Origin of the sequence: Bacillus sp. YBWC18 (genome assembly GCF_002998775.1) — a bacterium.
Taxonomy (GTDB): domain Bacteria; phylum Bacillota; class Bacilli; order Bacillales; family Bacillaceae; genus Bacillus.
The window spans coordinates 370267-382813 of record NZ_PVRI01000003.1 but is presented as its reverse complement, the minus strand read 5'-3'; the positions used below and the strand labels follow the sequence as shown (position 1 = coordinate 382813).

General features: G+C 42.6%; 14 protein-coding genes. 1 reads left to right on the top strand and 13 read right to left on the bottom strand.

The features are described 5' to 3' along the window. Positions 1-33: 33 nt before the first annotated feature. From glyA to prfA, 11 genes are all read right to left on the bottom strand, one after another. Positions 34-1281, bottom strand: a complete 1248-nt coding sequence (gene glyA, locus C6348_RS11400; RefSeq protein ID WP_012011552.1) for a serine hydroxymethyltransferase — start codon at positions 1279-1281, stop codon at positions 34-36. Positions 1282-1458: 177 nt separating this feature from the next. Then, entirely contained in the window at positions 1459-1998 is a 540-nt protein-coding gene (locus C6348_RS11395) for a TIGR01440 family protein (protein WP_058013477.1), read from the bottom strand. A 12-nt stretch (positions 1999-2010) separates the two neighbouring features. After that, positions 2011-2460: a ribose 5-phosphate isomerase B gene (gene rpiB, locus C6348_RS11390; RefSeq protein WP_106043135.1), complete on the bottom strand. Its 450-nt coding sequence runs from the start codon at positions 2458-2460 to the stop codon at positions 2011-2013. Between the two features lie 140 nt (positions 2461-2600). After that, entirely contained in the window at positions 2601-3059 is a 459-nt protein-coding gene (locus C6348_RS11385) for a low molecular weight protein arginine phosphatase (RefSeq protein ID WP_106030612.1), read from the bottom strand. Between the two features lie 63 nt (positions 3060-3122). Then, on the bottom strand, positions 3123-3677 hold the full coding sequence (locus C6348_RS11380) for a manganese efflux pump MntP (RefSeq protein ID WP_034660292.1): 555 nt from the start codon (positions 3675-3677) through the stop codon (positions 3123-3125). Between the two features lie 60 nt (positions 3678-3737). Continuing rightward, on the bottom strand, positions 3738-4790 hold the full coding sequence (locus tag C6348_RS11375) for an L-threonylcarbamoyladenylate synthase (protein WP_095285680.1): 1053 nt from the start codon (positions 4788-4790) through the stop codon (positions 3738-3740). Between the two features lie 161 nt (positions 4791-4951). Then, positions 4952-5395 carry a GNAT family N-acetyltransferase gene (locus tag C6348_RS11370; protein WP_034660294.1) on the bottom strand — a complete coding sequence of 148 codons (444 nt, stop codon included), beginning with the start codon at positions 5393-5395 and terminating at the stop codon, positions 4952-4954. Between the two features lie 63 nt (positions 5396-5458). Beyond that, on the bottom strand, positions 5459-6115 hold the full coding sequence (gene spoIIR, locus C6348_RS11365) for a stage II sporulation protein R (protein ID WP_034660295.1): 657 nt from the start codon (positions 6113-6115) through the stop codon (positions 5459-5461). Between the two features lie 118 nt (positions 6116-6233). Next, the gene (locus tag C6348_RS11360; RefSeq protein WP_034660296.1) at positions 6234-6713 is read right to left on the bottom strand and encodes a hypothetical protein; all 480 of its coding nucleotides are present in this window, start codon (positions 6711-6713) and stop codon (positions 6234-6236) included. A 142-nt stretch (positions 6714-6855) separates the two neighbouring features. Then, positions 6856-7740, bottom strand: a complete 885-nt coding sequence (prmC, locus tag C6348_RS11355; RefSeq protein ID WP_106043133.1) for a peptide chain release factor N(5)-glutamine methyltransferase — start codon at positions 7738-7740, stop codon at positions 6856-6858. Continuing rightward, positions 7730-8797, bottom strand: a complete 1068-nt coding sequence (gene prfA, locus C6348_RS11350) for a peptide chain release factor 1 (protein WP_095285677.1) — start codon at positions 8795-8797, stop codon at positions 7730-7732. Before prfA ends, prmC begins: the two co-directional genes overlap by 11 nt. 210 nt (positions 8798-9007) lie before the next feature. Here prfA and racA point away from each other — a divergent pair, with 210 nt between their 5' ends. After that, the gene (gene racA, locus C6348_RS11345) at positions 9008-9559 is read left to right on the top strand and encodes a chromosome-anchoring protein RacA (RefSeq protein WP_066031616.1); all 552 of its coding nucleotides are present in this window, start codon (positions 9008-9010) and stop codon (positions 9557-9559) included. Positions 9560-9593: 34 nt separating this feature from the next. Here the strand turns inward: racA and C6348_RS11340 are convergent, their stop codons facing one another. Further along, a complete protein-coding gene (locus C6348_RS11340) occupies positions 9594-10550 on the bottom strand; it encodes an AEC family transporter (RefSeq protein ID WP_060597492.1) in 957 nt (318 codons plus the stop codon). 91 nt (positions 10551-10641) lie between these two features. Beyond that, positions 10642-12342 carry an oxaloacetate-decarboxylating malate dehydrogenase gene (gene malS, locus C6348_RS11335; RefSeq protein WP_066031615.1) on the bottom strand — a complete coding sequence of 567 codons (1701 nt, stop codon included), beginning with the start codon at positions 12340-12342 and terminating at the stop codon, positions 10642-10644. Between the last annotated feature and the right edge of the window lie 205 nt (positions 12343-12547).

Here is a 12547-nt window from a genome sequence, read left to right as displayed (position 1 = left end):
CACATGCCAATAATAGGCAAATGGGTCTGCTTTTTAATAATCTAATTCGTTATATAGAGGGAAGCGGGCAGTTAGATCAGATACACGCTTTTTCGCTTCTTCTAATTTCGCTTCATCTTCATGATGTTTTAGAGCAAGCGCAATAATGGAACCGACTTCTTTCATCGCCTCTTGATCGAAACCGCGGCTTGTCACTGCTGCTGTACCAACACGTACACCACTTGTGACAAAAGGTTTTTCTGGATCATAAGGAATCGCATTTTTGTTCACTGTAATACCGATTTCATCAAGAACATTTTCTGCAATTTTTCCTGTGATGCCAAGAGAACGCAAGTCGATGAGAACAAGATGGTTATCCGTTCCACCAGATACAAGCTGAATATCTTCAGATAACAGGGTTTCAGCTAGTTGCTTTGCATTATCAATGACGTTTTGTGCATATGTTTTAAAATCTCCGTTCAATACTTCACCGAAAGAAACAGCTTTTGCAGAGATGACATGCATCAGTGGTCCACCTTGAATACCAGGGAAGATCGATTTGTCGATCTTTTTACCAAACTCTTCACGGCATAGAATCATTCCGCCGCGAGGTCCACGCAATGTTTTGTGAGTTGTCGTTGTCACAAAATCTGCATAAGGAACTGGATTTGGATGAAGACCTACTGCAACAAGACCTGCAATGTGAGCCATGTCGACCATAAAGTAAGCACCGACTTCATCCGCAATCTCACGGAACTTTTTGAAATCAATTTGACGTGGGTATGCACTTGCACCCGCAACAATTAGCTTTGGCTTATGTTCACGTGCTTTTTCAAGTACATCTTGGTAGTCGATATGCTGCGTTTCTTTATCGACACCATATTCTACAAAGTTGTACTGTACACCACTAAAGTTGACAGGGCTTCCGTGCGTTAAATGCCCGCCATGTGATAAGTTCATACCTAGCACTGTATCGCCATGCTCAAGAATGGTAAAGTATACAGCCATATTCGCTTGAGCACCTGAGTGAGGCTGTACGTTCACATACTCAGCGCCAAAAATTTCTTTTGCGCGGTCACGTGCGATATCTTCTACAACGTCTACATGTTCACAGCCGCCATAGTAGCGTTTACCAGGGTAGCCCTCTGCATATTTGTTTGTTAATACAGAGCCCTGTGCTTCCATGACTGCTTCGCTTACAAAGTTTTCTGATGCAATTAATTCGATTTTGTCCTGCTGGCGTTTCCGCTCTAGTTGAATTGCCTTGAATACTTGTGCGTCTTGCTCAGGTAAATGTTTCATCAGCGAAATCCTCTCCAATCTATTTCCATTCGATGTTTTCACCATCTCATTGTACACGGTTTTTGAGTGAAATGTAAAAGTTTTTTTGGGAAATCGACTTCTCTTTTTGCGAAAAACCGAATATTCAAGCGGTGAAGCGTCTTCATCATTCAACATTATATTAGAAATATATCTAAGCTATGATCTTGTATAAACCGCTCGTTCTCCGCCAATCAGCTTCGGACGCGTTTTCGCAAACGTCACATGTGCATGTCCTAATTGATGACGACTGAGGCGAACAGGTACAGCGACTCTCTTTAGATGCATCCCAATCAATGTATCACCGATATCGATTCCAGCATGCGCCTCGATGGATTCAACTAACACAGGATGTTCCATGTGCTGATACGCATGAGCCGCCATCGAACCACCCGCCTTTCGGACAGGTACTGCCGCTACAATCTCTAGGTTAAGCCGGAAAGCCACTTCTTCTTCCACAACAAGAGCACGATTCAGATGCTCACAGCACTGGAAAGCGAGCTCAATGCCAGTCTCTCGTCTTAGCTGATCCAATTCTTGATAGATAGACGCAGCAATTTGCTCACTTCCTGCTGTACCAATATGCTCGCCAGCCACTTCCGATGTACTGCAGCCGATGACTAAAATTTGTCCAGCACGCAGTTCGACCATTTGATGAAACTCTTTTAACATTTCAAGCCAATCTTGACCAATGTTCATGTTAAGCGCTCCTTATAGGTGCTTTTCTTCGTAATCAGTGATTTTACCAATCCGCACAGCATGTCGTCCTGCCGTAAATTCTGTTGTCAGCCAAATGTGCGCAATCTCACGTGCTAATCCAGGTCCAATAACTCGCTCTCCCATCGCAAGGACGTTTGTATCATTATGTTCTCTAGTCGCTTTCGCACTAAATGTATCATGCGCCAGCGCACAGCGAATTCCTTTCACTTTGTTTGCTGAGATGCTCATACCGATGCCTGTCCCGCAAATTAAAATGCCGCGGTCGACTTCTCCGTTTGCCACCATATTAGCTACAGGAAAAGCATAATCTGGGTAGTCTACAGAACCTGATCCACATTCACAACCCATATCAATGTATTCAATCTTCAATTCATCCATCAGTTGTTTGATTTCTTCACGAATATTCGTTCCGCCGTGATCGGATGCAATGGCTACTTTCATCGGGCAATTCCTCCTAAGGGTGAGTTGATCTGTCATGCCTTACATTTATTCTTTATTTATAGTTATATTTTAACCTCCGCCTAGTCATTTGCAAACAAAAGCAGAAAAACCGTTGACGCAACGGTTTTACAGGTTGTCCATTATGAGGATGTCTGATCTTTTTTCAATCTCTCAGCCAGTTGAAAGAGCAATGCTTCAAGTTCATCACGTGTTTCCTGATAAACAGACAGACTTCCTCCAAACGGATCGGATACATCGCCTTCTGTTCCTGTCGCAAATTCCTTTAGAGTGAAGATCTTGTCTTTTGCATGCGCATATTGCTCCACAATCAACTGTTTATGCTGCATGGTCATGGTGAAGACGTAATCTGCTTCTCGCAGAAGATCCTCTGTCAGTTTTGATGAAGAATGGTTCAGTGGAATGCTTTTCTCAAATAATGCTTCGACCGCTTGAGGAGAAGCCTTCCCAGCATCTGAGGCAAAAATGCCCGCTGATTTAACAGTGACCTCTAAACCTTTATCATGTGCAATTGAAGCAAAAAGGGCTTGAGCCATAGGACTTCTGCATGTATTTCCCGTACAAACAAATAAGATTTTCATCTTTCGCCCTCCTTTTCTTCTATTATATAGCATTTCATTCTACATGTTATGTAAGGAGACTGACTAGAGCGGAAATAATAATTTGATACCAAAGGCTAGTAAAATGATTCCGCCAAGCGCCCCGCTATATGATCCAACCCATGATCGAACCTGTTTACCGAGTAATAATCCAAGCCATGTGAGGATCATACTAAAAAAACCAAACAATAAAATGGTCATCCACACGTGAGAACCGTAAATTCCGAGACTTAAACCAACGGAAAAACTGTCTAAGCTGACACTTGTTGCAAAAAGAACGAGACCAGCCCCAACAGGTGCGATAAATGGTTTATCCTCTTTGCGAATAGACGCAACGATCATTTGCAGCCCGAGCACCAAAAGCAGCGCCCCGCCGATATAGGTGGCAAGGAGACCGAGCCAGCCTGATAGGAGCTGACCTGTCAGCATACCAAAAAGCGGCATAAACATATGAAATATCCCAATGACAAGTCCAATATAAATGATCTGGCGGAACCTCAGCTGAACCATCCCCATGCCAAGTCCAACCGAAAAAGCATCCATTCCCAGTGCAAAAGCCATGATGCTGAGCGTCAGCAATTCGCCAGCTAGTTCGTACATGTAAATCCCCCTTGGACACGCATTCTCCTTTAACCTATGTTTGTCCAAGAAGGGTTAGAACTATTTGAACGAAGAGAGGGTACGCCCTCCTGCCGCTTTTTGCAGACGGTTCATGATCGCTGAACCCACTCCCTGCTCTGAAAAGGCTTCTGAAATAATGACATCTACATCTGTCTCATCAAATTGTCTCAGTACACGATATAAGTTTGCCGCAATCGTTTCAGGTTTCCCTCTCCATCCACAGCTGAAAACAACATCTGCCGCAAACAACGATTTCTTTTCTTCTGTTGTCAGCACGCCCACTTTTAGACCTTCTGCCTGGTATGTTTGAATGTGATGCTGCATCTCTTCATCACTTCCAGAAAAAAGATACATTTGAGCTTCAGGTGCATAGTGTGTGTATTTCATTCCTGGCGATACAGGCGCTTCGTCCTTTTTTGTCAGCCCCGGGTCGATACTGACCGCTCCAACTACCTCTTCTAAAGCTTCTTTTGTAATCCCGCCAGGCCTTAAGATCACTGGAATCTCGTCGACACAGGATACAACCGTTGACTCAACGCCAATTCCAGTTGAACCGCCATCGACAATCCCAGCGATTCTTCCATCGAGATCACTCGCTACATGGTCAGCTTGTGTCGGTGAAGGTTTGCCTGAACGGTTGGCACTTGGTGCGGCAATCGGCAGACCAGCTGCTCGGATGAGCTCAAGCGCAATCGGATGGTCAGGCATTCTCACACCGACCGTGGATAAACCTGCTGTGACCTGCTTTGATAAAGCACCCGGCTTACATGGAAGAACAATGGTTAAAGCGCCCGGCCAAAAGGCTTCCATCAGCGCCTTTGCTTTTTCACTTTCTATTTGCGCAAATTCGTGAAGCTGCTGAACCTCCGCAATGTGGACAATCAATGGATTATCACTTGGACGCCCTTTCGCTTCATATATTTTCATGACAGCTTCTGTCTCTTTCGCATTTGCCCCTAGTCCGTAAACAGTCTCAGTCGGAAAAGCGACAACTTCGTTTTGCTGCAATAACACAGCTGCCTGTTCAATTTGTGGATAGTATGTGGATAAACTCTTTTCTAAATCCACAGACCACCTTTTTGTATTTAACATCATACAAACTCCTTTTAAAAAAGATAAAACTGTTGATATATCTCAATTATCCTTTTGAAAGTATAAAAGATGATGATCAATAAAACAAGCGTTGTCCACAATTTGTGGATAACGCTTGTTTAACAGTGGATAAGTATGTGTATAAGTCCAGTATGTTGTGATTAACTTCCTTTTTTATGAAGAACCACAGCTTGTTCTTTCGCCAATATCTCTTTTGCATGTGCAGATACCCACATGCTTTCTGGAATGTCCTCTAATGGCGTGAAGCCCATCAATGCCAAAAAGTCATGTGAGGAGGAGTGGTTTGCGACGACATAAAAAGTATCCACACCTATTTTTCCTCCGAGCGTTTGAACACTTTGGAACAAAGACACGATGTGTCCCTGACCTAGTTTATCTGATATGACAAGGGACCGCAGCAAGCCCTCTTGTTCACTAAGCTGTTCAAGACCTAAACACCCCGCCAGCTGACCGTCCGCATCTTCCATGACAACAAATGTCGTACGCTCTGCAAGCGTGACGCCGCCTTTCGCTTGTCCCTTTTCAAGAAAAGCATTGATCGCTGGGGCATCTTCTTCTGTGGCTATTCTTAATTGATAATACATGCTTTCACCTCTTTTTGATCTCTTACTTCAACTCTATGAGGCAAAAACAGATTTATACCTTTTTTAGGAGAAAAGACTAGAGACCCATTCGAATAAAAAGAATTTCACTTCACCGGTCTCTTCTTTCTCTTCTTTCACCACTTCATTAACAGACTCATCTGTTTGCTGCGCTGTCACTTGGTTATCCTCATCCCCCTCTGGCGATGCGATGGCTTCTCCATTTGAAAAATCGATAAAGCAGAGCGGCGGGAATAACACACACCACCAATTGGCTCCATCCCCTTCTCCAAGTGTAATTAAAATGGCTTCATATTCCCCTGCAGGATACACGAAATTCCCATATAGCTTTGTTGGAAATGAGGCTTTTTGAAAGCTGACTGAGACGGATTGATCAATGTGCTGTTCCTTCAATTTCGCTTTGGCAATACGATTGATTTCTGGCAGCTTGGTCCGAATTACACGTCTTGCTTCTTCAATGGACGTGAGGTCTTTAACCCACTCTGTCATATTGGCATTGACCTCGTCACGAATGCTTCTTTTCACATCCTGATCCGCTGAACGATCACTATTTGCTAAAATGCGTAAGCGGATCGCTTCGTCTGGTATCACAACAGGCTGATTTGCAGAAGCAGCCGCTGTCTCCTCCCTTCCAAGGTTTGCAAAAGCACCGCATAATAATAGAAACATATAAAGACAAATCATCATTTTACTTTTAAACATGATGTGTTCCCCCCACTTTTTCTCTTCGCTACAAACATTGTGTCCAGGAAACCCATCTCATAAACAGACAAAATGATTTTTTTAATAGATTATAAGTCAAATCAAAAAAGCCGTCCCATTAAGAACGGCTTTGGAGTGAGGATTGGTAATCGGAAGGGTACAGTCTCCCATCCCAATCTCGGCTGATTTTTAACCCTGATTCTGTTTTGATGACAGTCATTGCTCCTTTTTTCTTGATTTCTTTTTTAACCTTTCCTTTTTGATCAATAAATTGAATCATCATTTCATAGTCAAATTCAATTCTGTCATCGCTTTCATCTGAAGGCGTAAACGTAATTTTCTTCAGCTTAATTTGACAATCTTGATCCTTTGCTGCTTCTAACACGCTCGGGAACATGCTGTCTTGTGTATATTCTTGATATTCATGCTCAGTTAAATAAAACTTCAGCTTCTCCTTCATGTCAGTTAGGTCATCTGTTCGATTCACTGTGTATTGTGCTTTTTTATAGCTTTCTCCAAATGCTGCTGCTTCTTTTTTAAAGCTCGGTTTACCACAAGCACTCACAATCAATAGTACACTGACGATGACCAACACCATCGCATACCTTCTGTTCACACCATTCGCTCCTTCAAAACAAATTTATGTAAAAAAATCATGATCAGAATGTTCATTCTTCTATATATACGTTTCTCTTTTACCATAAGTTTCATCTTTACATAATAAAATAGTCCGACTTTTTTCAGCCGGACTTTCCGTTTTGAATGTGTGCGCAAACAGCTCGGTCTTTCCCGTTTATGTCCTTGACGATGCGGACATCTGCCGCGGGAAATGACTGCAAGAGAAGTGCTTTTACATCTTGCCCTTGCGTATGTCCAATTTCAAAGACAACGACCGCCTGCTCATGAAGTACCCAGTGAAGATCACGAATGAGACGCTTGTAAAACCACAGACCATCACGTCCATCTGTCAGCGCATTCACTGGCTCATGCTTCGTAACCACCTCTGACAAACTGTCCATTTCTTCTGCTGCAATATAAGGTGGATTGGAAATAAACAGATCCACTTTGATGCCTTGATCCATGATAGGTTCGAGTAAGTCGCCTTGTAAAAAATGGACGTCTGCACCAAGCGCTTGTTGATTCCGCTTTGCTACCGCAAGTGCTTCATGTGAAATATCCGTTGCTGTGACAGATAATGTTTCTTTTTCAAGAGCCAGCGTAATCGCAATTGCCCCGCTTCCTGTGCCAACGTCCACTGCTTTGAGCGGCTGATCGTGCGGGAAGACGTCACTCACCAGATTCAGCGCCGCCAAAACGACCTCTTCCGTTTCAGGACGAGGAATGAGAACATGTTTGTTCACCTCGAAGGGACGGCCGTAAAAGAATTCAATACCCGTTAGATGCTGAACAGGCACGCCTTTCTTATGCTGCGTGACAAACTCGCTGAACAACCGATCTTGCTCCTCTGGCAGCAGATCATGAAAACGTGCAAGAAGTTCACTTCTGCTTAGGCCCATTACATGCATCAAAAGGAGCTCTGCTGCGTTTTGGTCTCTACCGGCTTCCGTTAACAAAGAAGAAGCCCATTTAAGGGCTTCAAAGATGGTTCGCTGATTATTTTGCATTTTGAAGCTTTCTTGCTTGGTCTTCCATAATTAATGCATCTATGACCTCGTCAAGTTTTCCTTCTAAAATTTGATCAAGCTTTTGAATCGTCAATCCGATGCGGTGGTCCGTTACACGGTTTTGCGGGAAATTGTACGTACGGATACGCTCTGAACGATCCCCTGTTCCAACAGCAGATTTACGCGTTTGATCATATTCAGCCTGTGCTTCACGCTGGAATTTATCATAAATTCTCGCACGTAACACTTTCATGGCTTTTTCTTTGTTTTTGATTTGCGACTTCTCATCCTGACAGGATACAACCACACCTGTTGGAAGGTGAGTTAATCGAACAGCAGACATGGTCGTATTGACACTTTGTCCGCCAGGTCCGCTTGATGTGAAAGTATCTACACGGATGTCTTTTTCATGGATATCAATTTCAACTTCTTCAGCCTCAGGCAAGACAGCAACTGTCGCTGTTGATGTATGAATCCGTCCGCCTGATTCTGTTTCCGGAACACGCTGCACGCGGTGTGCGCCGTTTTCAAACTTTAGTTTGGAGTATGCGCCTTTCCCGCTGATCATAAAGATAATCTCCTTATAACCGCCTGTGCCAGTGACACTCGCTTCCATCACTTCCGTTTTCCAGCCTTGCATTTCAGCATAACGGCTGTACATACGGTAAAGATTACCAGCAAAAAGCGCGGCCTCTTCTCCTCCCGCTGCACCACGAACCTCCACAATAACGTTTTTGTTGTCATTCGGATCTTTCGGGATCAGCAAGATTTTCAGCTCGTCTTCTAAACGTTCCGTTTCCTCTGTGAGCTCTGAAATTTCTTCTTTGACCATGTCGCGCATCTCGGCATCCAGCTTATCTTCCAGCATTGCTTTCGCTTCACTCAACTGGTCGTATGCCGCACGATATTGTCTATATACCTCAACAGTTTCTTGAATATCAGATTGTTCCTTCGAATATTCACGAAGCTTCTTAGGGTCGTTCACCACTTCAGGATCACTTAAATATTCATTTAGCTTTTCATAGCGTTCTTCAATTGATTTTAAACGGTCTAACATGGTCTTCACCTCTGTTTTGTGCGTAACAGTCTAATTATAGTATAGCGGGGTATGACAGTCAAAAAAATTTCCAAAACAATTGATTTTCTGCAATTTTTCGCTAGAAAACACGATCTTTGGCGATTGGTTACTTGTTTTGTCTAACGTGAAGGAACAGGTCCTCCTTGAAGAGAATGGTACTTATAATTGAAAAAAGGGAGGGCATTTGGTTTGAATACAAATGAGGTTGCAAAAGAAATTGGTGTTTCTTCAAAAACGATTCAGCGTTGGGTTAAACAGCTCAACATCCCTGTCGCCCGGAATGAACTTGGACATTATGAATTTCATGAAGATATTGTACAGCTGCTCAAAGAAGTCAAACACCAAATGAGTGAAGGTGTGATCCTCCAAGACATTCGACTGCCAATCCACGAGGAAACCGTTCAACAGTTATCACCTGCTGCAGAAACTGATGCCTCCACAAAGCGGATTGAAGCATTAGAAAAGCAAGTGAAACAGCTCATTCAGCAGCAATTGCATGTCACTACTGATGTAGAAAATCGACTCCAAGAACTCGAACGGAAACTGGCTAAAAAAGCAGATGAAGGTGTATCATACCAGCTGCTTCAGCACCGCAGAGAAATTGAAGATCTCACCACTAAACTTGAGCGTCTTGCTGCGAGCTTGAAACAACCCTCTCAAATAGAAGAAAAAAAGGAAATCACACACCCTGACATCAAAAAAAAGCGTGTGCTCTTCCCTCTGTTTCATTCATTTCGCTAAGAAAGGCTGCCTCATGAGGCAGCCTTCTACTATATTATACGGTAAGTGCAATAATGATCGGTAATGTAATGAGTGACATGATGGCACTGATCACAAATGCGGATGCAGTTTCTGCCTCTTGTTTCTCAAATCGTGTGGCGATCATCGCTGCAACAGCTGAACCTGGGAAGGCAACAAGCAATACAGCTTTTGTAATTTCGTCAGCCGAAAGACCCATAAGAACGGCAATAAGATACATAAGTAGCGGTTGTACAGCTACTTTTAATAGTGCAATACTAAATGCTGGTAAGCTTAGTTTAATTTTTCGAATACCTACAGTGACACCGACTGCGAATAGCGCAACCCCTGATGTCACACTTCCGATTTCCTCTAACATTTCATGTCCGATTTCAGGAAGTTTAAATCCTAAAAGTACAAGAATGATACTTGCTAGCGGTGCAAGTGCAAGCGGCTCTGATAAACCGTGCAAAATCGCTTTTGTTGTCATTTTTAGGAAACTTTCGCCGTCTTTGGCTTTTCCTTTTGTTTTTTCACCGACAGTTGACACAATAATGGCAATTGGATCAAGCAATGCATTTACAACTATTCCGGTAATAGCAATCGGAATTGCAACTTCTTGAGCCCCAAATAAACTGCCCAAGACCGGAATCCCCATAAATGCAAAGGTCGGTTGTGCTGAGTTTAACGAGAAAACAGATGAATCTGTTAAATCATATTTAAAAGCAAATTTCGTAACTAAAAGGATAATAATATAAAAACCAACGATTCCGAAAATCAATGCAATGAAAAATGGAATTTGACTATAGAATTTATCTTTTGGTGTTGACAGAATGCTGGCGATAAAGTGCGCTGGCAAAGCATACTTTGTAACAAGTGTACTTACACCTTTTGCAGATTTAGCGTCATAGCTGCCGAAGTTCCCTGCGAACCAACCCAGCGCGATAACGAAAAAAATCGGTGCTAGGAGGATCAAAATATTTAAAAAGTCCATCTTACTATTCCTCCTTGAATCTTTTACATGCCTCTTATTTTATTGCGGCATTGCTTAGATTACCCGAAACAATGCCGCGTTACACTTTTTATTATGCTCTTACTATTTTTTTATATTCAGGAATCCACATTGCATCTTTCACAGCTTGTTCGATGTTGTCAGGCGTTTTTCTTGCGACACCATCTTCAATAGCTGCTTTCGCTACTTCAACAGCCACATGGATTGACACTTCTTGCAATTTATCAATGCTTGGCAGTAGACCAGCACCTGGTTTCTCATGATCAACCATTTCAGCAATTGCATTCGCAGAAGCGACGAACATGGCTTTTGTGATGATTTTTGATTCTGTTACGATCGAACCAAGACCAAGTCCAGGGAAAACGAACGCATTGTTTGATTGTCCGATTTCATATTCGATTCCGTTATACTCAACGTTTTCGAACGGGCTTCCTGTCGCAATCAGTGCACGGCCGTCTGTCCATTTGAATAGATCCTCTGGCACTGCTTCAGCAAGTGGTGTTGGATTAGACATTGGCATGATCACTGGACGCTCTGTATGAGCTGCCATTTCTTTAATGATTTCTTCAGTGAATGCACCGCCTTGACCTGATGTACCGATAAGGATTGTTGGCTTCGCTTGGCGAACAGTTTCAGCAAATGAGATTTGTCCTTTTTCATCGCGTGCCCAGCCTTCTACTTCAGCAGAAGAACGAAGGTATGGTTTTTGGAAATCAAGCACTTCATCTTCAAATTGATCTGTTAGCAAACCTCTGTAGTCTAATGTCCAGAATGCATTGTTTGCTTCTTCTTCCGTTAGACCTTCAAGGACCATTGCGTCACGCACTTGATCTGCGATTCCGATACCAGCTGATCCAGCTCCGAAAATGACAACACGGTGATCTTTCAATTGAGTACCAGTTTTCTTGACAGCTGCAAGAACACCCGCTAAAGTAATGGCACCAGTACCTTGAATATCATCATTGAACGTTAAGATGTTATCATTGTATTTTTTCATGATGTTACGCGCATTTTTGTTTCCAAGGTCTTCCCAGTGAAGTAAGGCTTTCGGGAAGAATTTAAGCGCTGCTTTTACATAAGCATCAATGAATTCTTCGTATTTTTCACCTTGTACACGTTTGTGATGGTTTCCGATGTATAATGGATCATTCAATAATTTTTCATTGTTTGTGCCAACATCTAATACGACTGGAATCACGCGGCTTGGATCAATACCTGCTGCAGCCGTGTAAACAGCTAATTTACCGATTGCGATGTTGATACCACCAACACCCCAGTCACCAATTCCAAGAATGCTCTCAGAGTCAGTTGCAACGATAAGGTCAATATCTCCTGCTGTTGCATGTAAGTTTTCAAATGCTTTCTCAATGCCGTCAATGTTGTCGATTGAAAGATAGACACCATGAGGTCTTCTGTATTCATGGCTGTATTCTTGAATCGCTTCACCAACAGTTGGTGTGTACACAACAGGAAGCATTTCACGAAGCTTGTCTGTTAGAAGCTTATAGAACAATACTTCGTTACGGTTTTGCAAATCACTTAAGTATACGTTTTGACGAAGACGATCTGGCTGTGCCAGAAATTGCTTGTACGCTCTCTCCGCTTGTTGTTCTAGAGTGAGAACAGTTGGAGGAAGTAAACCTTCTAGTCCAAGCTCTTGTCTTTCTTCTTCAGAGAAAGCAACGCCTTTGTTCAACGTTGGAATCGATAATACATCTTTACCTGTCAAAGTGGTTTCGAGGTACCCTTCTTTTGTTTTCTTCACGTTGTTCATCAAAAACTACCCTCTTTCTAAAATATAAATAAAGTGAACTATTAATTTAAAGAACGATTAAGGAGGAAAATCCTTAATCAAAAAAATTATGACAAGAAATCGAACTTTTCGTTAAAATGCTTTACACTACAGTTAGTCATTTTATGCCTGCTTATGCTAAAACGCAAGCGTTGAAAATTAGATAATTTTTTCGTAGCGTTATTTA

Bases quoted from the DNA above. Each gene is read 5' to 3' on its own strand.
- glyA (WP_012011552.1), bottom strand. From the start codon at position 1,281: ATGAAACATTTACCTGAGCAAGACGCACAAGTATTCAAGGCAATTCAA.
- C6348_RS11395 (WP_058013477.1), bottom strand. From the start codon at position 1,998: ATGAACATTGGTCAAGATTGGCTTGAAATGTTAAAAGAGTTTCATCAA.
- rpiB (WP_106043135.1), bottom strand. From the start codon at position 2,460: ATGAAAGTAGCCATTGCATCCGATCACGGCGGAACGAATATTCGTGAA.
- C6348_RS11385 (WP_106030612.1), bottom strand. From the start codon at position 3,059: ATGAAAATCTTATTTGTTTGTACGGGAAATACATGCAGAAGTCCTATG.
- C6348_RS11380 (WP_034660292.1), bottom strand. From the start codon at position 3,677: ATGTACGAACTAGCTGGCGAATTGCTGACGCTCAGCATCATGGCTTTT.
- C6348_RS11375 (WP_095285680.1), bottom strand. From the start codon at position 4,790: ATGTTAAATACAAAAAGGTGGTCTGTGGATTTAGAAAAGAGTTTATCC.
- C6348_RS11370 (WP_034660294.1), bottom strand. From the start codon at position 5,395: ATGTATTATCAATTAAGAATAGCCACAGAAGAAGATGCCCCAGCGATC.
- spoIIR (WP_034660295.1), bottom strand. From the start codon at position 6,115: ATGTTTAAAAGTAAAATGATGATTTGTCTTTATATGTTTCTATTATTA.
- C6348_RS11360 (WP_034660296.1), bottom strand. From the start codon at position 6,713: ATGGTGTTGGTCATCGTCAGTGTACTATTGATTGTGAGTGCTTGTGGT.
- prmC (WP_106043133.1), bottom strand. From the start codon at position 7,740: ATGCAAAATAATCAGCGAACCATCTTTGAAGCCCTTAAATGGGCTTCT.
- prfA (WP_095285677.1), bottom strand. From the start codon at position 8,797: ATGTTAGACCGTTTAAAATCAATTGAAGAACGCTATGAAAAGCTAAAT.
- C6348_RS11340 (WP_060597492.1), bottom strand. From the start codon at position 10,550: ATGGACTTTTTAAATATTTTGATCCTCCTAGCACCGATTTTTTTCGTT.
- malS (WP_066031615.1), bottom strand. From the start codon at position 12,342: ATGAACAACGTGAAGAAAACAAAAGAAGGGTACCTCGAAACCACTTTG.